Raw genomic sequence first — 20,069 nt, 5'->3', positions numbered from 1 at the left:
GCCCGCGGTCACGGTTTTTTCAGCTGGCTGCCGTGCATCACGGCCGGTGTGCCGTGGCGGCGCGTGGCGGCGTTGAGCGCGTCGACGACTCCGGCGAGGCGCTGGCGTTTTTCGTCGGTTTGCGCCCCGAACAAATCCATCTGCTCGGGGCCGTTGTCCACGCCGGACAGCTTCACGCTCACCAGGCGCAAGGGCGCGCGGCGTTTCTGCCACGCCTGTTTCAACAGCGGCGCGACCCACGGGTAAACCGGTTGCTCCAGGTTGGTCGATTGCGGCAGCGAGTGGCCCGCCGAGGCCTGCTCGAAATTCGGATAGCGCACCTTCACGGTGATTGTGCGCACGCGTTTGCCGTCGGCGCGAATCTCGCGCATGAGCGCGTCGATCATTCCCTTGGCGACACGTTCGATCTCGGCAAAATCTCCGATGTCGCGCGCGAAGGTTTCTTGCTGGGAGTAGGATTTCGCGTCCTCGAATTCCGTGACGACCGGACTGTCGTCCTCGCCGCGGCACGTCGCGAGCATGTCGCGCCATCCGTCGCCGAAGATCGCCTGCAACCGTCTCTCCGGCAGGGCCAGCACGTCGGATACACGCGCGATGCCCTGCTCCTTGAGCGCCTTTTCCGTCTTCGGGCCGATGCCCGGCAGCTTGCCGATGGCGAGCGGCGCGACAAACGCCGCCTCGTCGCCCGGGGCCACGACGATGAAACCGCGCGGTTTGTAAAGTTTGCTCGCAAGGGCCGAGACTAGTTTGTTTGTCGCCAGGCCGAACGACACCGACACATCAATCGTGTCGGTGATTTTTTTTTGCAATCTGCACACCGCCGCGACGACGGCCTCCCGCGTTTTGAAACCGCACGGAGTCAGGTCAATGTAACCCTCGTCGATTGAGCGGCGCTCGACCAGCGGCGTGAGTTCCTCGCACAAGTCAAAAAGCCGCCGCGAGAACTCGCCGTATCTGCCGCAGCCGCGCACAAGAATCAAATCGGGGCAGACCTTCAGCGCGCGCGCCGTTGGCATCGGCGTGTAAACGCCGCATGCCCGCGCCTCGTAGCTCGCCGATGAAATGATGCCGCGCTCGCGCCCGCCGACCGCGACTTTTTTCCCCTTGAGCGACGGGTCAAGCGCCTGCTCGACCGACACGAAAAACGCATCGGCATCGAGGTGGACGATTGTGGGGAGCGGCGGCATTTTCAAAATCTGAAAACGCGAATCGAAAATCCGCAACACCTCAGTCTCGGGCCGGCTGACAAACCCGGCGCCCGTGGCAAAATCCAAAACAAGGGAGGCATCGTTTGGTTTGTCTTTTATTTTTCGGAAAACAATTTATCCAGACTCCCATGAAACACTACGACTTCTCCAAACAATTTCGCGCGATTTACGACAAGGCGGTTTCGCTCTACGCGGAGGGCCGGCGCGGAACGGATGCGTTTTTTTCCGGCGACGAGCTTGCGTTTCTTTCCGCCAACGGAATCACGGCGCAAAACATGTATGACTACGCGGAGGATCATAACAACTACGACGGGCAGCCCGGTTACGACATCGCGCTCGGCATCGAACTCGTGCGGCGCGACTATTTCCTGAACGCGCAGGGCGGCAAGCGGTCGACGGTCGTGCTCGACATGGACTCGATGCCCGCGAAAACCGACGCCGTCGACGGAATCGAATGGCTGCCGCGCCTGATGCCGAAAGCGCGCGCGAAGCTGCGCGGCGAACTGCCGTCGTCGCTCATGTATTGCTGCGGCGGCGACCGCCGGTTTTTCATGCAGCACGATATTTTGCCGCAGGAATTCCTGAGCCTCGTCTGGCGCGCGGGCGACAACGACAGGATGATCATCGACTGGGTCGCGGCGCGCGGTAACACGGGCGCGTAAACCATCGGCGTTACCCCGATCCCCATGAAATCGAAACGAGCCGTCCCTGTAATCGCCGCGGCATTGATCGCGGGAATATGCGCCCCCGCCGGTTTGTCCGCGCAAAAGGCCGGCGCGACACCGCCCGATGTCACCGCTTATCGAGACATGCCTTACGTGACCGGGGGCGGCAAACGCCAGACACTCGATCTCTATGTTCCGAAAAATGCCGGCGCGAAAAAACCGTTTCCCCTGATCATTTGGATTCACGGCGGCGGCTGGGAAAAGGGGAGCAAGACATCATGCTTTCCCCTGCGGATGGATTTCGCGAAACGGGGATACGCAATCGCCAGCATCAATTATCGTTACACCTCGGCCGCGCCTTTTCCCACCCAAATCGAGGACTGCAAGGCGGCGGTGCGCTGGCTGCGCTCCCGTGCCGGGGAATATAATCTCGATCCCAATCGCTTTGCCGCGTGGGGAAGCTCGGCGGGCGGGCACCTCGCAGCTCTGCTCGGAGTGACCGGAGATGTTCGGAAATTTGACGTTGGCGAAAACCTGAAAACCTCCAGTCGTGTTCAAGCAGTGGTGGATTTTTATGGCCCCGCGGATTTCACCGCGAAGGAAATGTGGGAGCCTGCTTACGAGACCCGCGTGAAACTGCTCGGAGGCAGCCTGGCGGAAAAACGGGATGTGGCGGTTGCCGCGAGCCCCGTCACGCATGCGGGCAAGGGAGCCGCGTCCTTTTTGATCTGCCATGGCACGAAGGACACACGCGTGCCCATTTCGCAAAGCGAACGCCTCAACGACGCCTTGAAGTCGGCCGGCGTTCCAACGGTATTGCGGCGGGTTCAGGACGCGGGGCATGGATTGCGCGGATTTTTCAATGAGGAACTCATGAACGAGATCGCCGCGTTTCTTTCGACGCACTTGGTGGCAGCCGGCAAGTGAGGACATGTTGCGTTCGCGCGGGGCGGCGCAAGCGGTGTCCCGCGCGAGTTTAATTCAACGCGGGGTCGTCGGGCTCGCCGGCGGCGAGGCGCCATTCGTCGCCCATGTCGCCGAGGATTTTTCGCCACATGCTCTCGTCGTATTCGCCGCCGTCCTCGTTGACCAGCAGGTGCGGCAGGAGCGGAGTGACAACCCAGGTGTCGCGCCGCAACTCGCCTTCCAGTTGTCCGGCCGACCAGCCCGCGTAACCGTAATACGCGCGCAATTCCATGCCCTGTTCCTCTCGGAGCTTGATCGCGTTGTCCGGCTCGATGCCGAACATCAGTTGAAACCCCAGCCCTTGCGGGTGCATGCGCCATGCGCAGATGAGCAGCTTGTCACTCGCCACCGGGCCGCCTTGGTAAACGGGCACATCGGCCAGCGGGCTGAACGCCAGGTCGTTGCTGATATCCGCCATGCGTTTGCGCAGCGGGTGATTGAGCACGATGCCCATGGAGCCGTTTTCATCGTGCGCGGGGAGCAGAATCACGGAGCGCCTGAAAATGCCGTCGTTCAACGACGGATGCGCCAGCAGAAGCGATCCTGCCAGCGGACGTTTTTCATCGGATGTGATTTTGCCTTCCCGGCTCATTGTGGGCGCAATTAAACGATTCTGTTTTAATCCGGCGCAATCACATAACACACTTTGTGGAAATGCGCGTGGATGCGTGCGAAGGATGCCGGCGTTTTAGGGGACGCGCGGGAAAAATTATTTCCTTCGCCATGCGGCGATGAACATGCCGTTGCAGTCGTGCTCGTGCGGCCAGAGGGTGGTTTGCGCGGACGGATTGCCGGAGGCGGCAAAAACGGGCGCGGGCTCAAAATCGGCGTGCGCGGTGGTGAAGGCGTCGGCGATGGCGGTCGTTTCGCTGCGCGTGAGCGTGCAGACGGCGTAGATGAGGCGTCCGCCCGGTTTGAGCGAACCCGCGACATTGGCGAGGAGCTGCGTTTGCACGGCGGCGAGTTCGCGGACGTCGTCGGGCGTAGTTGTCCAGCGCGCGTGCGGGTTGCGCTGCCAGGTGCCGAGTCCGCTGCAAGGGGCATCGAGCAGGATGCCGTCGAACTTGGTCTTGGTGGGAAGCTTGGCGGAGCCGTCCCACGCGGCGGCGCGGTAGTTAAAAACCTTTGCGCGCGCGGCGCGGCGCTTGAGTGATTGTAGGCGCCGGAAGGAGCGGTCGCTCGCCCAGAGCATGCCCTTGTTTTGCATGAGCTCGGCGAGGTGGAGCGTCTTGCCGCCTTCGCCGGCGCAGGCGTCCCACCAAGTTTGGCCGGGTTTTGGCGCGCAGGCGTGGCCGGTGAGTTGTGATGCGAGGTCCTGGATTTCGAAGAGGCCCTCGTGAAATTGCGGTGTGCGGAAAAGATCCTGCCTGCCGGTGTAACGAAACGCGTCGGGCGCGGGAACGGGCGTGTTTGAGGCGGGCTCGCAGTCGCCGAGTTGCGCGGCGAGCGTGTCGATGCCGGATGTTTTTGCGCGGAGCCAGAGGACGGGATCGTGCTGGAGAAGCCGGAGGGTTTCGGCGGGCCATGCGACCTCGTCGCGCGACCATTCGGGAATGGCGCGCGCGGCGATGGCCTCGGTTTTGATCGAGGCGGGGTTGTTGTCGAAGCGGGATTGGAGATCAAGGGCTCCGGCGATTTGTTTTTGCGGAGAATCCTTGCGGTCGAGCCAGCCGAACCATCGAAAATAGGCGAAGGTGGCGCGGCTGATGGCGCGTTTTTCGCGCGGACCGAGGCGGTGCCAGTAGGCGAAATAATTGCGGAGCGCGGTGTCGGCGTGGAGCCCGGGACGGAGGGAATCGAGCACGCGCGCAGTGTGCGAAATGGCGGAGGCAGTGGCGCGGTCAGGCGTGTTGGCGGATTTGGTCATGCGTTTGTGCCGTTGTTGAAATGCGGAAAACGCGGGGACTACAAGAGGCAAAGATGAACGGACTATTCTTGAAATGATTCTAAAGGTTCGGGTGTCCAGAGTGCATCAAGGGGAAGCGGGAAGCGATAGAGTGCGGACATTTTTCGTCCATCGATTAAAACAGGGCCGTTGATTTCCCGCGATGCGAGGAATGTCTCCAACTCGGCCAGTCTTTTTGTTGGGAAAAGAATGCGGTAATTGGAATCTGAGTGTTTGATGGTGGATTTATCATTTAGGCTGGGCCAATCTTTTGGCCAGTTGACGGATTTAGCAGGGGAATGTTCGTATGAACTGAGTATGATTTCGATTTTTTCCGGGAGCCAAGGCGTGCCCGCGATAAGGATTTCTTTTTCGATGTTCAACAGGGTTTGGCGAATTCCATCAGGCAACGTTTTCCAGAGTTCGTTTTCCCGTTTGATCAGGCCGGCAAATTTTGGATTGTTTTTCATGCTAGGGTCAAATCTTCGAGGCTCTTTCCATTCCCCGTAGATTTTGATTTTTTTCGCAGGTGTCCAAATGATGGTTTCGTTTTGGCAGGTTGCCGCAGTGAGTGCGTAATCGGATTTTGCAGCAGAAAGATCGAAAGAAAGGAGCTCTTCACTTTTCTTTTTTGCATCAACGACTTTGCGGGTGGTGTAGAGTTTCTCAATTTGGGGCCATTCGCCGTATGCAGGCTTGTGGTAGCAAATAATCGTGCCGTCGTCGTAAAGAACGAAGGATGGACTTCCTCCGTCTGGAGTGTCGCCACCCCAAGCGTAATACGTGGCGACAACAAGCAGGGGCTTCGGCTCGGTTGCTTGGCAAGCGAGGCAGAGAATGCAAAAAACAATGATGTTGCGGATCATGTGATGCCGAAGGCGCCCCATGCCGAGCTGGGGCTCGGCGCTCCCAAGTTTACACCGTGCAAATTTTTACTGCGGCGGCGAGGGAGGTGAGCGGGTCGCGCTTGGGGGAGAATTCCTGGCCGACGTAGCCGCGGAAACCGGTGTCGTGGATCGCGCGCATGATGGCCGGATAGTTGAGTTCCTGCATGTCGCCGGGCTCAAATTCGTTGCGACCGGGATTTCCGGCGGTGTGGTAGTGGGCGATGTATTGGTGGTTTTCGCGGATGGTTTGGATGATGTTACCCTCCATCATTTGCATGTGGTAAATATCGTATAGGAGCTTGAAGCGCTCGGAGCCCACGCGCTTGACCAGCTCGACGCCCCAGGCGGTGTGGTCGCATTGGTAGTCAACGTGTCCCTTGGTCCTGCTGTTGAGCAGCTCCATGATGAGTGTGACTCGGGCTTTTTCGGCGGCGGGAAGTATTTTCTTCAAACCCTCGGCGCAGATTTCGAGGCCCTCCTCGTCGGATTGTCCGTCGCGGCGTCCGGAGAAACAGATGAGGTTGGGAATGCCGGCGTCGGCGCATTCGCGGATGCGCTGGAGGTAGGCCGGAACGATTTCGATGTGATGTTCGCGGCGATTGAGTCCGCGCATCAACGAGGTGACTTTTCTGGGGAAGGTTGAGACGGCGCAGGTGAGTCCGGCTTTTTGGATGACGGGCCATTGTTCGGGGCCGGTGAGCTCGATGGACTCGATGCCGAGTTTTTTCGCGGCTTGGGCAAACTCGGGCAGCGGCAGGCGTCCGGGGCGTTTATCATCCGCGTTTTTCTTGAGGTAGGGGCCGGGGCAGACGGAGTGGTGGAAGGAATTCCGGGCGGGAAGGGTGGTGGCGGCGCGGGCTTGCGGCGCGATGCGGGAGAGGGCGGTGAGCGCGCCGGTGGCGGCGATGGTTTTGATTGCTTGGCGTCGGGTCATGGTGGAAGGGAAGGGCTGAAAGGCTGAAGGACTGAAGGGCTGAAAATGCGGGAGATGGTGTGTGGTGGATGCGGGGAAATGTTCCGCGTGGGTTTTTGTTGTGGCAAATAAGAAACGTGAAGCCGGGAACGCCGAGGCGTTCCCGGTGCGGGTTTTAATTACTTCGAGTAGTCGGCCTTAACGTAGGGGGCGTCGTTGAGGTATTTGAGGCTGGCGGTGACGGACTCGATCGGGGGCATGTTGTATTTTTCAACTTCCACAATCAGGTATTTGGCGCCGGAGCCGTCGATGTTTTTGAATATGGCCTCGAAGCCGACCATGCCGCTTTGGCCGAGTTCCTTTTGGTCCTTGATGTGCAGGACGAGGAAGCGACCCGGATATTGCTTGAAAAGTTCAACGGGGGAAAAACGGCCCATGACCGTCCAGTAAACGTCCATTTCGAAAAAGACTTTTCCGGGGTCGGTGTTTTGGAGCATGTATTCATACTTGGTGAGCTTGTTGGGAAGCTTGGTTTCGAATTCGAAGGCGTGGTTGTGGTAGCCGAATTTGAGTCCGGCGGCGTTGCACTTGTCGCCGATTTTATTGAGGTATTCGCAGAAGGCCTGGATGTCCTCGACCTTGGTGAGCCTGGGCATGGAGGGCATGATGACGTATTTCATGCCGGCGGCCTTGTGGTCGGCGATGCACTTGTCCCACCACGAGAGTGCTTCGTCGAGCTCGGCGCGGGTGGGCGTCTTTTTGAAACGTTTTTGGACGTGGCAGGAGAGCGCGTGGAGGCCGTGGGCGCGGAGTTTTTCGGCGAAAACGGCGGGCTCCATGCCGTAGATTTTGCCGTCGCCGCTGTAGTTGGCGGTTTCGACGTATTTGTAGCCGGCCTTGGCGATGGCGGCGATGATGGTGTCGATGTTGCTGAAGTCCTTGGCGATCTCGGTGCGAAGGGAATACATTTGGAGGCCGATGTTTTTTTCGGCGGCGTTTGTGTGCACGGCGGCGAGAGTCATGGCGCAAAGGAGGATGAGGATTTTTTTCATGATGTGTTTGGTGGAATGAACTATTGGTTATTAATGGAGAATTGATGGGCGCGAGCGCGGAGTTTTTTTATTACACGGTGCAAATTTTCACCGCGGCGGCGAGGGATGTTAACGGATCGCGCTTGGGGAGAAACTCCTGGCCGATGTAGCCGCGGTAGCCGGTGTCGCGGATGGCGCGCATAATGGCGGGGTAGTTGAGTTCTTGCGTGTCGGTTGGCTCGAACTCGTTGCGGCCGGGGTTTCCGGCGGTGTGGTAGTGGGCGATGTATTGCGCGTTTTCGCGGATGTTGCGGATCACGTCGCCCTCCATGATTTGCATGTGGTAGATGTCGTAGAGGAGCTTGAACCGCTCGGAGCCGACGCGCTTGACCAGCTCAACGCCCCAGGCGGTGTGATCGCATTGGTAGTCCTTGTGGTTCACCTTGCTGTTGAGGAGCTCCATGATGATCGTGACGCGCGCCTTCTCGGCGGCGGAGACGATTTTCTTCAGACCCTCGGCGCAGATTTCGAGGCCCTCCTCGTCGGACTGGCCGTCGCGGTTGCCGGAGAAACAGATGAGGTTGGGGATGCCGGCGGCGGCGCATTCCTTGATGCGCGCGAGGAAATCGGGGACGAGGTTGGCGTGGTGTTCGCGCCGGTTGAAGCCGCGCTTGATCGAGCTGGATTTTGGGCCGTTGGCGACGGCACACGCGAGGCCGTGTTTTTGGACGACGGGCCATTGGTCGGGGTTGAGGAGCTCGATGGATTCGATGCCGACGTTTTTTGCGGCGGGGGCGAATTCGGGAAGCGGATTTTTTTTGATGTAACACCATGCGCAGACGGAGTGGCGGAGGGCGGGGGACATGTCGGATTTTGGGTTTGAGTTTTCAGATGCCGAGTTGGCCCGGGCGGAGGGCATCATGCGGGAAAGGGCGGCGAGCGTGCCGGTTGCCGCGATGGTTTTGAGGGCTTGGCGTCGGTTCATGGGATGTAAAATGATAAAGGTGGTGTGAATGCGAAAGCGATGTAATCGGCGGCGACAGACAAGAATTATTTGTGTTATCTTGTGTAGCGGCGCAAGCGCAGGCCCAGCATCACGGCTATTGCAGCCAGCCAGTAGATGCTTGATGCGCCACCACCACCGCCACCGCTATTGTTGTCACCGGTGGAGGGCGGCGAGGTCACGGTCAGGGTTGCGGGGGCGCTTGTCACAGTGTTCATGATATTCGTGAGGACTACGGTGTAGGTGCCGGTGTTGGCGGTGGTGGTTTTGGGGATGTTGTAGGTGGCAGTGGTCGCACTGGTGATGGCGGTGCCGTCGCGGAACCATTGATAGCCGGGGTGGGTGCGCCGCTGGCGACGACAGTGAGCTTTGCGGGGGAGCCGGCGTGCACTGTCTGGCTGGTGGGTTGCGTGATGATGGCGGGGCCGATCTGGAGGACTCGAATGGTGTGGTTGTTGGTGTCGGCTACGTAGATGTCGCCGGTGTCGGAGATTGTGATGCCAGCGGGGGTATTGAGTTGGGCATGCGTGCCGGAGCCGTCGAGTGAGCCTTTAATCCAGGGGGCACCGGCGAGGGTGGTGACTGTGCGGGTGTCCGCGGTAATTTTGCGGATCAGGTTGCTGGCGGCATCGGTGACGTAGAGGTTGCCGGCGGCGTCGGTGACAAGGGCTGCCGGGCTGGCGAAGCGCGCCTCGTCGGGCGCGCCGTCGGCGGCTCCGTATTGGTTAAAATCGCCAGCAACGAGTGTTAATTCGTGGGTCGCCAGGTTGATGGCATAGATGGCACCGAGGTTTTGAGCAGTGCCGTAGAGTGTGGTTCCGTCGGGGCTGGCGGTAAGTCCCATTGAGTATTTGAAGCGGGAGCTGCCGCCGATGGTGGTTTGGGCACCCGTGTTGGCGGCGATTTTTATGATGTTAAAGGTATGGATCTGCTGGCCGGGGGGCCGAGGAGGTCGGAGATGTAGAGGTTGCCAGCGGGATCGGTGGCGAGTCCATAGGGGTAGAGTTCGATACTCGCAATGGTGATGACTTGGTTGGTGGTTAGATTGATAGCCCGGGCGGTCAAGTTGCCTGGGTCGGCGACGTAGAGCGTAGTGTTGTCCGGGGAGATGGCGAGGCCCCTAGGAAAGTTGAAGAGGGCGTTGGCGGCAGGGCCGTCAGTGGCACCGCTGAGACCGGGAGTGCCGGCAAGGGTGGTGACTTGTCCGTCGGGCGCGAGACGGCGGATGACGTGGTTGCCAGTATCGGCGATGTAGAGATTTCCGGCTCTGTCAGTGACGAGTCCATTTGGGGCGGCGAAAAGAGCGTTGGAGGCGGGGCCGTTGTCAGTGCCGCTGACACCCGGTGTGCCAGCGAGTGTGACGAGGGCGGTGTGGGGTTCGATGGTGATGGAGGGCTCATCGGTGATGATGACGATGGAGGAGGGGCAAAAAACATGTGCGCCGTCATAGTCTTTGATATCAATATTGCTATGGGCCGCTCCGGCGGGGACGGTGGTTTTGATGGTTGTGCCGTCGTTGAAAATAACAGGCGCGTCAACGCCGCCGATGGTGACGGTGGTCACGCTGCCCAAGTTTGTGCCGTGGAGTGTAATGGTATCGCCGATTTGCGCGAACGCCGGCGAGATGCGGTTCACGGACGGAGTGGGAATGAGTGTGAATGTTTGCGCGGCGGTGACGGAGCCGTTGGGTGTTGTGACAACAATCGGGCCGCTGATCGCATTGTAGGGGAGAGTGACTCGGATCGTCGTGTTGGAGTTGTTCGCCACATTGGCCTTCACGCCACCGATGGTGACGGAGGCTCCGGTCAGGTTTACGCCGGTGATGGTGATGGGGTGGCTGGTTTTCGCGGATGTGGGCGAAACATCGGTGATGATTGGCGAGAGGTTGAGGGTTTGTGTGGCGGTGACGGTGCCGCCGGGAGTCGAGACAACAATCGTGCCGGAAGTCGCCTCAGCGGGAACGGTGACCGTGAGTGTTGAGTCCTTGGGGATGGTGCGCGACTGCGCTATCACGCCGCCGATGATGGCAGTGGCGTCGGTCAGGTTTGTGCCGGTGATGGTAATGGTATCGTTGGTTTTTGCGTCGAGAGGCGAGACGTCGGTCACGATTGGCGCGGGCGTGGTTGTATTGAGTGTGAATTGTTCTTGGGCGACGAAAATGCCGCTGTCTGTCCGAACGACAACGGGACCGCCGGTCACGTTGTCCGGAACCATGATATAGAAGCCTGTGGTGTTGCCCGCTGGAACGACGGGTGCCGTCACGCCGTTGATGGTGATGACTGCCGACTTGTTCAACCCGATGCCATAGATGCTGAGGATGGAGCCAGCTACCGCAGCCTTGGGTCGAAAAGAGACTATCCTTGGCGCGCTGTTCTCGGAGTAACGATTGGCGGTCGGGTAGAGGTGTTCGATGTAGGCGTCGCCGAGGGCGGTGTCGGCGGCAGTGGAGGAAATGCCTCGATAAATACCCCATCTTGGCTGGTAGACGAAGGTTTGGTCGCGGTAGAGGGAGATGTCGCTTGTGCCGGTGAAAGCGTCGCCATCGACAGAGACTCGCACGGCGCCGGTGGTCTGGTCGGAGCCGGAGGTGGTGACGCGAAGGGTGATGGTCTGCCATGTGCCGGGCGTGTAGGGAAATTCGCGCACGACGGTGTGTTTGCTGTTTTTGCCCGAGCTGTAGCTCACGGCGGCGGTGCCCGTGGCAACGATTCCCACGGCGACGAGCGGGGTGTCGCGACCGTCGTTGGAGCCGTCGATTGATTTAAGTTGAAAGAAATGGAAAAAACTTCCCGTGGTTACGAGATCCGGATTGCAACGCCATGTGGTGGAGTATTCGAAGGTTTCTTTGTTTCGTTGATTTGCACCGAGGCCCTTGACTTCGGATCGCTGGCGGTCGGTATTCGCAGTGTTGCCGTCGCCGTCCCACCAAGTGCCTTGTGCGGTGGCGTCGTTGCGATAGCGAAAAGCCATGCGCATGACACCAGTGGATTGATCCGTCTGGCTGCCGGCATAGGCTTCCGAAACAAACGTGCCGGAGCCAAGCAGGGGGTAATAGATGGATTGGGGAGGCTCGCACTCCGTGAAACTGTCGAGGCTGGTGGCTATTGTGGCCCGCAGTGGAGCAAGCGAAAGCGGCGCGGCAAGAATAGTGAAAATAATGGCGATTGCGAATGCATGGGGGCGGGAATTTCTTTTCATGGCAAAGTTACTTGGATTAACAGAGTTCGCATCCAACGAGAAAGCGGGTGCCTACGAAGATGGCAATGATGGTTTGAGCGTGGCAATGGTCAAGTGGCACCGACAGCCTCCCCGTGTTTTTGAGCGCATTAGGTGGCGAAGGAAAAGTTCAGCCCCAAAACGATTCATGGTAAGTGGCAAGGTGAACAAACCAAAGCCACAAAACATAACAAAAAGATATGGATCACCCGAAGCCTGGAAGTGCGCATCAATCTCACGGGCTGGGCAGCCGGCGCGCGTCAGCTCAGTGTCACGCCTTTGACCTTGGCGGCGCGGAGGAGGGCGTCGGCCATGTCGCTGGGGGTTTCCGCGACTTCGATGCCGCATTCCTTGAAGACCGCAATCTTGGCCGCGGCGGTGTCCTCGGCTCCGCCGACAATCGCGCCGGCGTGGCCCATGCGGCGTCCGGCGGGCGCGGTCGCTCCGGCGATGAAGCCGGCGACGGGTTTGTCGCAGTTGGCCTTGATCCAGCGGGCGGCCTCGACTTCGGCGTTGCCGCCGATTTCGCCGATCATGATGATGCCGTGCGTGTCGGGATCGGCCGCGAACATTTTTATGACATCAAGGTGCGAGGTGCCGTTGACCGGGTCGCCGCCGATGCCGACGGTCGTGCTTTGGCCGATGTTTTTTTCGGTGAGTTGATAAACCGCCTCGTAGGTGAGGGTGCCCGAGCGGGAGACGACGCCGACGTGGCCTTGTTTGTTGATGTAGCCGGGGGCGATGCCGATGCGGCAGCCGCCGTGTGATTGCTCGCCGGGGCCGGGGCAGACAAGGCCGGGACAGTTGGGGCCGACGAGGCGGGTTTTCTTTCCGGCGATGGCGCGTTTAACGCGGACCATGTCCTTGATTGGAATGCCTTCGGTGATGACGACGACGAGGTCGAGCCCGGCGTCGGCGCATTCGAGGATGGCGTCGGCCGCGAAGGGCGGCGGCACGAACACCGCGGAGACAGTCGCACCGGTTTTAGCCGCGGCCTCGGCGACGGTGTTGAAGACGGGCACTTTGTGGCCGTTGTGCTCGAAGACTTGCCCGCCTTTGCCGGGGGTGACGCCGGCGACGACTTGCGTGCCGTAGTCGAGCGAGAGCTTGGCGTGTTTTCCGCCGAAGGAGCCGGTGATGCCTTGGATGAGGATTTTGGTGTCGGGTTTGATGAGGATAGCCATTTTTGGAAAGAGTGAAGGGTGAAGTGTGGATGGTGAAATGCGGTGCGCGGAGGCGTGGATTCGTGTGCGTGTTTTTTATTTCCACACCCCGTATTCCGAATTCCGCATTTAATATCAGTGATGTCCTTTTTTGCAGTGGTGGATGGTGATGGTGTTGCCGGAGGGATCGGCGATGTGCGCCATGTGGCAAACGGGCGTTTCGAAGGGCTCGCCGAGGATGGTGACGTTGTTCGCCTTGAGGTGCGCGATGGCGGCGTCGAAGTCGGCGACTTCAAGCGCGGCCACGGTGCCGGCGGCCGAGGGTTTCCACTCGGGCGCGCTGTCGGTGATGGCGAGTGTGTTTTTGCCGGGGCCGATGTCGTATTCGATCCACGATTTGCCGTCCCACTCGAAGACGTGGGAGGGAACGAGGCCGAGCACGCCTTCGTAAAAGGCGCGGGCCGCTTTCATGTCGGTGACGGGTGTGCCTATGAAGGCGATGTCGGAGATTTGGATGCTCATGGTTGTGAGGAGGGTGCCGCGATCAATGCGCGGGATGTTTGCATTGGTGGATGTTGATGTTGTTTCCGTCGGGGTCGCTGATGAAGAAGAAGCGGCAGGCGGGGCTGTCCATGATGACGGTGCCGGGCTTGATCTCGTGCGGGGCGACTCCGAGCGTTTTGAAGTGCGTGAGCGCGTCATCGAGATTCTCGACTTCGAGGGCGATGTTGGCGCCTTTGCCTTCGGGGGCGGGTTCCATAATATTGTGGAGGGCGAGCGTGCCGTGGCCGATGTCGTATTCGATCCACCATTTGCCGGGGCCGAATTCGTATGCCATGGTTTCCTTGAGGCCGAGAACCCGGGAGTAGAATGCGCGGGCCCGGGAGACGTCCGTCACGGGATACGCTGTGAAGGCGATGTCTTTGATTTTAAGCATAAGGTTTTTTTGAATGCGGATTTCGGAGTGCGGAATGCGGAATGGGGGAGCCACTGCTCCGGTGCGGAGAAGGGAGCGCGGTGTTTTTTAATTCCGCGTTCCGAACTCCGCATTCCGCATTTGTTATTTCCCGGATACGAGGGCGACGATCTTTTGGGCGGCGTCGGCCATGGTGGTGCCGGAGGTGATAGTGAGGCCGGAAGCGGCGAGGGTGGCCTTGCCGGCGTCGGCGTTGTTGCCCTCGAGGCGGACGACGAGGGGGAGCGTGAGGCCGATCTCCTTCGCCGCGGCGACCACGCCGTGCGCGATGACGTCGCAGTCCATGATGCCGCCGAAGATGTTCACGAGGATGCCTTTCACGTTCGGGTCGGTGAGGATGATCTCGAAGGCGGCCATGACTTGCTCCTTCGAGGCGCCGCCGCCGACGTCGAGGAAGTTGGCGGGGTTGCCGCCGTAGTGCTTGATGATGTCCATCGTGCTCATGGCGAGGCCGGCGCCGTTGACGAGGCAGGCGATGTTGCCGTCGAGCGCGATGTAGCTGAGGTTGTGCTCGGAGGCCTTGATTTCCTTGGGGTCCTCCTCGTTGAGGTCGCGCAGGGCGGTGATCTCGGGGTGGCGGTAGAGCGCGTTGTCGTCGAAAGAGACCTTGGCGTCGAGCGGGTAAACCTCGTCGGAGGGCGTGCTGATGAGGGGGTTGATCTCGACCATCGAGGCGTCGCACTCCCAGAACATCGTGTAGAGCTGGCGGATGAGTTTGGAGGCGTTTTTCATTTCGGCGGGGTTGAAGCCGAGCTTGAAGCAGAGTTCGCGCACTTGGTAATCGGCGAGGCCGTAGGCGGGATCGATGAAGACCTTGAAGATTTTGTCGGGCGTTTCGTGCGCCACTTTTTCAATTTCCATGCCGCCCTCGGTGGAGGCGACGATGACGGGGCGCGAGGTGGCGCGGTCGAGGAGGATGGCGAGGTAGTATTCCTTTTTGATGGAATCGGCGCCGGTGAAATAAACGGTCTGCACCTTGCGCCCGGCGGGGCCGGTTTGGAGGGTGACGAGCGTGTTGCCAAGCATTTTGCCGGCGATTTCCTTCGCCTCGGCGCGCGACTGGCAAAGTTTTACGCCGCCCTTGAAGCCGTCGGTAAAGGTGCCCTTGCCGCGTCCGCCGGCGTGGATTTGCGATTTGACGACGATTTTGCCCTCGGGAAGCTGGGCGAGCGCGGAGTCAAACTCGGCTGCGGATTTGGCGGCGACGCCCTTGGGGACATGGACGCCGAACTTTTCAAAAAGGGCTTTTGCTTGGTATTCGTGGATATTCATGGAAAAAAGTAACTCAAGTTATCGTGTGCAAAACTGGGAAGCACGCTAAAAATGAGAAATCGGCGCGCACATTGGGACAAAATACGCGCACATTTTGACTTGTTATAAAAAATTTACGTTTGAGGTGACTCAAATATTGCCCAATCCTGCAAAAAATATCATTTTTACATTATTTCCATGCAGTCCTACGAAGTCCTCAAAGAAGTCCTGAAAACAACGAGTGCCAAGCAGATTGCCGCGGACATGGGTCTGTCGCTTTCGCTGATTTACCGCTGGACGGAGACTGTGCCGCAGGGAGCCAACACCAATTCGTCAAACAATCCGCTGGATCGAGTGGCGCAACTTTTGGCCGCGACGCGCAATCAGGCAGCGCCGCATGGCGACACGCGCATCGCCCAATGGGTGTGCGAGCAGGCGAACGGTTTTTATATCAAGAACGCCCCTGCGCTTCCCCAAGCGCAGGGGACAAATCTTATCCCCGCGACCAACGCGATTGTGCAGGAGTTTGCCGACATGCTCTATGAAATCGCGAGCGCGTCCGCTGACCAGCAAGTGAGCGCGACCGAGGCCAAGAACATCCGCAGGCGCTGGGAGGGATTGAAGAGCGTGACGGAGGGTTTTGTGCGCGCCGCTGAAAGCGGACATTTCAGCGAGGATGCAAAAAGCAAAAAAGCGGACGGCTGATTCTCAAAGAATCCAGCCCGAACGCGGGCATCACAAATACTCGCGACGGCCCTCGAGCGCGCTTTTGAGCGTTATCGAGTCCGCATACAAAACGCCGCCGCCGCTTGGCAGGCCGAAACCGATGCGTGTTGTTTTTACGATTTCCGCGCCATCGGTCGCGGGCAAATGCTGCGTGATGTAGTGGCACGTCGCCTCGCCCTCGACATCGTTTGACAATGCCAGGATCAGTTCGCGCGCCTCGCCGTTTTTTACGCGCTCAAGCAGCGGCGCGAAATTGAGTTGCTCGGGGCCCACGCCTGAGATTGGCGAGAGTTTCCCATGGAGCACGTGATACACGCCGCGATACGCGCCCGAGCGCTCCATCGCCACGAGGTCGGGAACATGCTCGACTACGCACACCACTGAATGGTCGCGGCGGTCGTCGGCGCAGATCGGACACAGCGCCTCGTCGCCGTCACCCTCGGCGAGATTGCCGCAACGCGCGCAACGCCTCACCGAGCGCGAGGCCTCCTCGAGCGCGCCCACGAGCCCGGGCAGTTGCTCCGGTTTTTCAACGAGCAGGTGCAGCGCAATCCGTTCCGCCGACCGGAATCCGAGCCCGGGCAGTTGCTTGAGCTGCCTTTGCAATTTTTCAAATGCGGGAGTCATTATACGCGCTTCGCGCTGGTGAACCCGTCGGCCGCGGCGAGCGGCGGCGGCGCGGCGTTACATCATTCCGGGCATCTGGATTGCGGCGGTGATTTTTTTCACCTCCTCGTCGTTAAAATCCTTTGCCTGCTTGGCGGCGTCCTGCACTGCGGCGAGGATTGTGTCGGCGACGAACTTGGCGTCCTCCTTCAGGAATTCGGGGTCGAGGTCGAGCGCGAGAAATTTGCCCGCGCCGTTGACCTTGATTTTGATCGCGCCCCCGCCGTGCGTGAAATCGAGTTCCTTTGCTTCGAGCTGCGCTTGGAGCGACTCCATTTGGCGCTGCATTTTCTGTGCTTGTTTAAGGAATTTTCCGAGACCTGCCATAGTGGGTGAGTATGTTTGTTGTCGTTGAAAGGATGTGGATGAACGTCAAAAGTGCGCGGAATCGTCCGCCCTCTTCAAGCTCCAAGTTCGCCCCGCGCCGCTCTTGCGCGGTCGTCGCGCGATTATTCCGGCGCTGCCGCGCGTAAATATTTCAGCCGTAGCGCTTGACGTTGCTTCCAAGACGTGGAGATTTTTCAAACATTCACTTCGAAGCATTGTCACACGAACGACATGGTTTCTTTTTCGCGCATGCTGGCCATTTTTGCCGTCCTGTTTTGCACAACGGGCGCGGTCGTGCGCGCGGATGTCCTGACGCTGGCAAACGGCGACAAGCTCAAGGGCAAACTTGTCCAGAACATCGACGGCATGATCACGTTCAAGTCGGATATTCTTGGCGATATCATTGTGGCGACAACCAAGGCCAGCGTGGAGGTTGAGCTGACGCCCGAGCAAAAAGCCGCGCTTGCCGCCAAGGCCGCCGAGGAGAAGCGCATCGCCGAGGCCAAGGCTGCCGAGGAGAAAAAGAAGACGGCGGAAACGACCCCGAAAAAACCGGCCATCGACAAAACGAAGGCAAGTTTCTCGGCCATTGATTTCAGAGACTTGCGTGCCAACGCAAAAAAGACCCGTTCCACCAAGGTTGACGACACCGGGTGGGTCAACCGCATCGAGTTTGGCCTGACCAGCCAGACGGGGCGCGTTGACAAGCTGGACATCTATTTGCGCACAGAAAACAACCGGCGCACGCCCAAGACCGAAACGCGTTTCCTGAATCGATACACCTATGGTGAAACAAATGACGCGCGCACCGCCGATTCGATTTCGTCCAATCTCCGTTTCAGGCGCACTCTTTCGGGACGGCTCTTTTTTCAAAGCAACACCCGCTATGATCGCAACCGGATAACGCTTGTTGGCAGCGATGTGGAGCAGGGTGTTGGCATGGGTTACAATGTGCTTTCGGGCAAACAGCTCGTGATCGCCTCGGGCCTGGACGCGGCCATGCGGCACAGGGAATACATGAGCCCGAGCAGTGGCGCCGCCAAGACTCCCAATGACACATCGGCGGTGATAAATGTTTTTCAGGACGTAAGCTGGACCATCAACAGGCGATTTTCGCTGACACAGGATTTTATCGCCGTGTTAAATACCAGCGACACCAATGACCAGAAATACAATTTCAACGCGGGGCTGACGGGAAAGATAACGAACACGTTCAACATCACCACGCGCGTTGAACTGGAATACAACAAGTTGCTCGCAAGCGATCTTCGCTACTTCCAGCGCATCACGACGACGCTTGGCTACATATTTTGATTTGCGGGGCGCGCCGCCGAAGGGTTTTCTTCGCAGGCATGTCCGATGTCATGTCAAAACTCCTCTGTGTGTATTGTGCCTCGAGCGCAAAACTTGATCCGAAATATTATGCCGCCGCCGAGCAAATCGGCCATGCGATGGTGTCGGCGGGGTGGGATTTGATTTATGGGGGCGGCAACGCCGGGCTCATGGGCTCGGTGGCCCGGACGGTGAAGGGTGACGGCGGGCGCGTCGCCGGCATCATTCCGGATTTTATGATCGAGCGCGAACTCGCCTATCGCGAGGCAGACGAGCTCGTGGTCGTGAAGACGATGCGCGAGCGCAAACGCATCATGGCCGAGCGCGCGGATGCGTTTCTCGCGCTGCCCGGCGGCATCGGCACGCTGGAGGAACTGAGCGAGGTGCTCACGGAGCGCTCCCTGAATCTGTCGCAAAAACCCGTCGTGATTTTTAACCAGGACGGATTCTACGACGACCTACTCCGCTTCTTTGAACGCATGGTGCGTGAAAACTTCAAACGACCGGGAATGTGCACGCTTTATTCGGTGGCAAACTCGGTCGATGAAATCTGGCCGCTGATTGCAAACGCGCCGGCGTTCGAGGCGGAGAGTCTTTGGGCCAACGACAAGAAAAGCTGACGATGAAGCGCGCGCCGATTTTGAAAATGCTCGGGGCCCATGCGTCCACTGGAATCGACGCGCACGAGGCGGCGATGGCGGCTGACATGATCCGGTTTGTCGAGGCGCACGAAAACTGCGCGGAACGCTCGCTGCTCGCTGGTCATTTGACCGGCTCGGCGTGGATTGTGGATGCGGCGAGACGGCGCACTTTGCTCACCCATCACCGCAAGCTCGGCATGTGGTTGCAGCTTGGCGGACACGCCGATGGAGAGCTTGATCTCGCCTCGGTCGCGATGCGCGAGGCGCGCGAGGAATCGGGGCTGACAAAATTGCGACTTGTCACGGACGCGGACGGCGCGGTGAAAATTTTCGACGTGGACCGGCATCGCATTCCCGGCCGTGGCGAGGAGCCGGAGCACTGGCATTACGATGTGCGCTTTTTGGTCGAGGCGGATCCGGACGAACCGCTTGTGATAACGAGCGAGTCGAAGGAACTGGCGTGGGTCGATCTCGCGGATGTGGCGCGAGTCAATCCCGACGAATCGATGCTGCGGATGGTGCGAAAAACACCGGCGGAGCAGGGCGCGCGCGGCGGGGGTTGCTGAACGCAAACCGCCCCGTCCCGGGAGTTTCTCACCTCAGCCCGACGGGTTTGTCCAAAATATCGCGGAGGATGAATGCCTTGCGGAGAGAGTTTGTGTCGCGCAGGGAGGCGAGTGCCTCGCTGACCGCCGGCGATGTGACATGGCTTGTTCCCTGCGATGCGGAAATCTCTTCCATGTTTGCGCTGGCGGCGGCGGCGGTTGCCTGCATTTCCGCGAGCCTGTCCATTGCGGATTGATAGGCGCCGGACGATTCGCTGAATGCCGGTTGCGCGGACTCGGAGGGAATTGGCGGCGGTTTGGCGGCGGCGGTTTGCCTGTCCGCGGGGAAGGGGGGCGGCGCTGATCCGCGCGGCATGGATTGCGGGGTTTGGGCGCGGTCCATGCGGGCGAGGATTTTGCGCCGGATTTCCTCCTGAAGCCGGCGCGTGCGCTCGGCTTCCTCCGCGACATCATCGCGCGAACGCGACTGCTCCGGCGGCTGCCTGCCGGAGCGCATCTGGCGTTCGCGTTTTTCCTTTGCCTCTTTCTGCATCTGCGCAACGCGTCCAAAGAGCGCGATCACACCGAAAAGGAGGAAGATTACGATCTGCGGATTTTTAAGGAGCCAGTCGAGCATGGTATTTTTTAGTAGCGAGTAGCGGGTAGTG

At 59.5% G+C, this 20,069-nt stretch carries 23 protein-coding genes; 6 read left to right on the top strand and 17 right to left on the bottom strand.

The annotated features are described in order from the left end of the window. Nucleotides 1–8: 8 nt before the first annotated feature. The gene (locus CKA38_RS13615; protein WP_108826597.1) at nt 9–1,187 is read right to left on the bottom strand and encodes a Y-family DNA polymerase; all 1,179 of its coding nucleotides are present in this window, start codon (nt 1,185–1,187) and stop codon (nt 9–11) included. A 149-nt stretch (nt 1,188–1,336) separates the two neighbouring features. Here CKA38_RS13615 and CKA38_RS13610 point away from each other — a divergent pair, with 149 nt between their 5' ends. Beyond that, nucleotides 1,337–1,870 (top strand): DUF5069 domain-containing protein, encoded by a 534-nt coding sequence (locus tag CKA38_RS13610; RefSeq protein ID WP_108826031.1) that lies wholly within the window; start codon nt 1,337–1,339, stop codon nt 1,868–1,870. A gap of 24 nt (nt 1,871–1,894) precedes the next feature. Further along, entirely contained in the window at nt 1,895–2,800 is a 906-nt protein-coding gene (locus CKA38_RS13605) for an alpha/beta hydrolase (protein ID WP_108826029.1), read from the top strand. A gap of 49 nt (nt 2,801–2,849) precedes the next feature. Here CKA38_RS13605 and CKA38_RS13600 read toward each other — a convergent pair whose 3' ends face one another. The 13 genes from CKA38_RS13600 to sucC form a co-directional block, all read right to left on the bottom strand. Then, entirely contained in the window at nt 2,850–3,431 is a 582-nt protein-coding gene (locus CKA38_RS13600) for a YqgE/AlgH family protein (protein ID WP_236919046.1), read from the bottom strand. 117 nt (nt 3,432–3,548) lie between these two features. After that, nucleotides 3,549–4,706, bottom strand: a complete 1,158-nt coding sequence (locus tag CKA38_RS13595; RefSeq protein ID WP_108826027.1) for an RsmB/NOP family class I SAM-dependent RNA methyltransferase — start codon at nt 4,704–4,706, stop codon at nt 3,549–3,551. Between the two features lie 62 nt (nt 4,707–4,768). Beyond that, a complete protein-coding gene (locus CKA38_RS13590) occupies nt 4,769–5,590 on the bottom strand; it encodes a hypothetical protein (protein ID WP_108826025.1) in 822 nt (273 codons plus the stop codon). Between the two features lie 49 nt (nt 5,591–5,639). Next, a complete protein-coding gene (locus CKA38_RS16770) occupies nt 5,640–6,545 on the bottom strand; it encodes a hydroxypyruvate isomerase family protein (RefSeq protein WP_108826023.1) in 906 nt (301 codons plus the stop codon). Nucleotides 6,546–6,703: 158 nt separating this feature from the next. Continuing rightward, entirely contained in the window at nt 6,704–7,576 is an 873-nt protein-coding gene (locus CKA38_RS13580; protein ID WP_108826021.1) for a sugar phosphate isomerase/epimerase family protein, read from the bottom strand. 70 nt (nt 7,577–7,646) lie between these two features. Beyond that, nucleotides 7,647–8,540 carry a hydroxypyruvate isomerase family protein gene (locus tag CKA38_RS13575; protein WP_108826019.1) on the bottom strand — a complete coding sequence of 298 codons (894 nt, stop codon included), beginning with the start codon at nt 8,538–8,540 and terminating at the stop codon, nt 7,647–7,649. 74 nt (nt 8,541–8,614) lie between these two features. Next, nucleotides 8,615–8,776 carry a hypothetical protein gene (locus CKA38_RS15805; protein ID WP_161554915.1) on the bottom strand — a complete coding sequence of 54 codons (162 nt, stop codon included), beginning with the start codon at nt 8,774–8,776 and terminating at the stop codon, nt 8,615–8,617. Nucleotides 8,777–8,790: 14 nt separating this feature from the next. Further along, entirely contained in the window at nt 8,791–9,402 is a 612-nt protein-coding gene (locus tag CKA38_RS13570) for an NHL repeat-containing protein (RefSeq protein ID WP_108826017.1), read from the bottom strand. Between the two features lie 62 nt (nt 9,403–9,464). Further along, complete coding sequence (locus CKA38_RS13565; protein WP_108826016.1) at nt 9,465–11,756, bottom strand: IPT/TIG domain-containing protein; 2,292 nt, start codon at nt 11,754–11,756, stop codon at nt 9,465–9,467. 278 nt (nt 11,757–12,034) lie between these two features. After that, nucleotides 12,035–12,958, bottom strand: a complete 924-nt coding sequence (sucD, locus tag CKA38_RS13560; RefSeq protein WP_108826014.1) for a succinate--CoA ligase subunit alpha — start codon at nt 12,956–12,958, stop codon at nt 12,035–12,037. Nucleotides 12,959–13,072: 114 nt separating this feature from the next. Next, on the bottom strand, nt 13,073–13,459 hold the full coding sequence (locus CKA38_RS13555; protein ID WP_108826012.1) for a VOC family protein: 387 nt from the start codon (nt 13,457–13,459) through the stop codon (nt 13,073–13,075). A gap of 22 nt (nt 13,460–13,481) precedes the next feature. Continuing rightward, nucleotides 13,482–13,874 carry a VOC family protein gene (locus tag CKA38_RS13550; protein WP_108826010.1) on the bottom strand — a complete coding sequence of 131 codons (393 nt, stop codon included), beginning with the start codon at nt 13,872–13,874 and terminating at the stop codon, nt 13,482–13,484. A 123-nt stretch (nt 13,875–13,997) separates the two neighbouring features. Beyond that, the gene (gene sucC / locus CKA38_RS13545) at nt 13,998–15,185 is read right to left on the bottom strand and encodes an ADP-forming succinate--CoA ligase subunit beta (RefSeq protein WP_108826008.1); all 1,188 of its coding nucleotides are present in this window, start codon (nt 15,183–15,185) and stop codon (nt 13,998–14,000) included. A 177-nt stretch (nt 15,186–15,362) separates the two neighbouring features. On the opposite strand from sucC, the gene CKA38_RS13540 reads away from it, so the two are divergent. Continuing rightward, on the top strand, nt 15,363–15,869 hold the full coding sequence (locus CKA38_RS13540; protein ID WP_108826007.1) for a phage regulatory CII family protein: 507 nt from the start codon (nt 15,363–15,365) through the stop codon (nt 15,867–15,869). Nucleotides 15,870–15,899: 30 nt separating this feature from the next. Here CKA38_RS13540 and recR read toward each other — a convergent pair whose 3' ends face one another. Further along, nucleotides 15,900–16,517 (bottom strand): recombination mediator RecR, encoded by a 618-nt coding sequence (gene recR / locus CKA38_RS13535; RefSeq protein WP_108826005.1) that lies wholly within the window; start codon nt 16,515–16,517, stop codon nt 15,900–15,902. Between the two features lie 57 nt (nt 16,518–16,574). Continuing rightward, nucleotides 16,575–16,883, bottom strand: coding sequence for a YbaB/EbfC family nucleoid-associated protein (locus CKA38_RS13530; protein ID WP_108826003.1), 309 nt, complete (start codon nt 16,881–16,883; stop codon nt 16,575–16,577). A gap of 249 nt (nt 16,884–17,132) precedes the next feature. On the opposite strand from CKA38_RS13530, the gene CKA38_RS13525 reads away from it, so the two are divergent. Genes CKA38_RS13525 through CKA38_RS13515 form a run of 3 tightly spaced genes read left to right on the top strand, consistent with a single transcriptional unit; the run spans nt 17,133 to nt 19,422 of the window. Beyond that, complete coding sequence (locus CKA38_RS13525; protein ID WP_152032877.1) at nt 17,133–18,197, top strand: DUF481 domain-containing protein; 1,065 nt, start codon at nt 17,133–17,135, stop codon at nt 18,195–18,197. Nucleotides 18,198–18,247: 50 nt separating this feature from the next. Next, nucleotides 18,248–18,835 carry an LOG family protein gene (locus tag CKA38_RS13520; RefSeq protein WP_108826595.1) on the top strand — a complete coding sequence of 196 codons (588 nt, stop codon included), beginning with the start codon at nt 18,248–18,250 and terminating at the stop codon, nt 18,833–18,835. Nucleotides 18,836–18,861: 26 nt separating this feature from the next. Beyond that, nucleotides 18,862–19,422, top strand: a complete 561-nt coding sequence (locus CKA38_RS13515) for an NUDIX hydrolase (protein ID WP_236919044.1) — start codon at nt 18,862–18,864, stop codon at nt 19,420–19,422. A gap of 28 nt (nt 19,423–19,450) precedes the next feature. Here CKA38_RS13515 and CKA38_RS13510 read toward each other — a convergent pair whose 3' ends face one another. After that, on the bottom strand, nt 19,451–20,038 hold the full coding sequence (locus tag CKA38_RS13510; protein ID WP_108825997.1) for a hypothetical protein: 588 nt from the start codon (nt 20,036–20,038) through the stop codon (nt 19,451–19,453). Between the last annotated feature and the right edge of the window lie 31 nt (nt 20,039–20,069).

It is taken from the genome of Ereboglobus luteus (assembly GCF_003096195.1).
Classification (GTDB): Bacteria; Verrucomicrobiota; Verrucomicrobiia; order Opitutales; family Opitutaceae; genus Ereboglobus; species Ereboglobus luteus.
Note: the sequence above shows the minus strand (reverse complement) of the source record. Positions and strands in the feature narration are given on the sequence as shown.

What these genes read in the sequence shown, in the direction of transcription:
- CKA38_RS13615 (WP_108826597.1), bottom strand. Translation starts at nt 1,187, where the DNA reads ATGCCGCCGCTCCCCACAATCGTCCACCTCGATGCCGATGCGTTTTTC.
- CKA38_RS13610 (WP_108826031.1), top strand. Translation starts at nt 1,337, where the DNA reads ATGAAACACTACGACTTCTCCAAACAATTTCGCGCGATTTACGACAAG.
- CKA38_RS13605 (WP_108826029.1), top strand. Translation starts at nt 1,895, where the DNA reads ATGAAATCGAAACGAGCCGTCCCTGTAATCGCCGCGGCATTGATCGCG.
- CKA38_RS13600 (WP_236919046.1), bottom strand. Translation starts at nt 3,431, where the DNA reads ATGAGCCGGGAAGGCAAAATCACATCCGATGAAAAACGTCCGCTGGCA.
- CKA38_RS13595 (WP_108826027.1), bottom strand. Translation starts at nt 4,706, where the DNA reads ATGACCAAATCCGCCAACACGCCTGACCGCGCCACTGCCTCCGCCATT.
- CKA38_RS13590 (WP_108826025.1), bottom strand. Translation starts at nt 5,590, where the DNA reads ATGATCCGCAACATCATTGTTTTTTGCATTCTCTGCCTCGCTTGCCAA.
- CKA38_RS16770 (WP_108826023.1), bottom strand. Translation starts at nt 6,545, where the DNA reads ATGACCCGACGCCAAGCAATCAAAACCATCGCCGCCACCGGCGCGCTC.
- CKA38_RS13580 (WP_108826021.1), bottom strand. Translation starts at nt 7,576, where the DNA reads ATGAAAAAAATCCTCATCCTCCTTTGCGCCATGACTCTCGCCGCCGTG.
- CKA38_RS13575 (WP_108826019.1), bottom strand. Translation starts at nt 8,540, where the DNA reads ATGAACCGACGCCAAGCCCTCAAAACCATCGCGGCAACCGGCACGCTC.
- CKA38_RS15805 (WP_161554915.1), bottom strand. Translation starts at nt 8,776, where the DNA reads ATGAACACTGTGACAAGCGCCCCCGCAACCCTGACCGTGACCTCGCCG.
- CKA38_RS13570 (WP_108826017.1), bottom strand. Translation starts at nt 9,402, where the DNA reads ATGGGACTTACCGCCAGCCCCGACGGAACCACACTCTACGGCACTGCT.
- CKA38_RS13565 (WP_108826016.1), bottom strand. Translation starts at nt 11,756, where the DNA reads ATGAAAAGAAATTCCCGCCCCCATGCATTCGCAATCGCCATTATTTTC.
- sucD (WP_108826014.1), bottom strand. Translation starts at nt 12,958, where the DNA reads ATGGCTATCCTCATCAAACCCGACACCAAAATCCTCATCCAAGGCATC.
- CKA38_RS13555 (WP_108826012.1), bottom strand. Translation starts at nt 13,459, where the DNA reads ATGAGCATCCAAATCTCCGACATCGCCTTCATAGGCACACCCGTCACC.
- CKA38_RS13550 (WP_108826010.1), bottom strand. Translation starts at nt 13,874, where the DNA reads ATGCTTAAAATCAAAGACATCGCCTTCACAGCGTATCCCGTGACGGAC.
- sucC (WP_108826008.1), bottom strand. Translation starts at nt 15,185, where the DNA reads ATGAATATCCACGAATACCAAGCAAAAGCCCTTTTTGAAAAGTTCGGC.
- CKA38_RS13540 (WP_108826007.1), top strand. Translation starts at nt 15,363, where the DNA reads ATGCAGTCCTACGAAGTCCTCAAAGAAGTCCTGAAAACAACGAGTGCC.
- recR (WP_108826005.1), bottom strand. Translation starts at nt 16,517, where the DNA reads ATGACTCCCGCATTTGAAAAATTGCAAAGGCAGCTCAAGCAACTGCCC.
- CKA38_RS13530 (WP_108826003.1), bottom strand. Translation starts at nt 16,883, where the DNA reads ATGGCAGGTCTCGGAAAATTCCTTAAACAAGCACAGAAAATGCAGCGC.
- CKA38_RS13525 (WP_152032877.1), top strand. Translation starts at nt 17,133, where the DNA reads ATGCTGGCCATTTTTGCCGTCCTGTTTTGCACAACGGGCGCGGTCGTG.
- CKA38_RS13520 (WP_108826595.1), top strand. Translation starts at nt 18,248, where the DNA reads ATGTCAAAACTCCTCTGTGTGTATTGTGCCTCGAGCGCAAAACTTGAT.
- CKA38_RS13515 (WP_236919044.1), top strand. Translation starts at nt 18,862, where the DNA reads ATGCTCGGGGCCCATGCGTCCACTGGAATCGACGCGCACGAGGCGGCG.
- CKA38_RS13510 (WP_108825997.1), bottom strand. Translation starts at nt 20,038, where the DNA reads ATGCTCGACTGGCTCCTTAAAAATCCGCAGATCGTAATCTTCCTCCTT.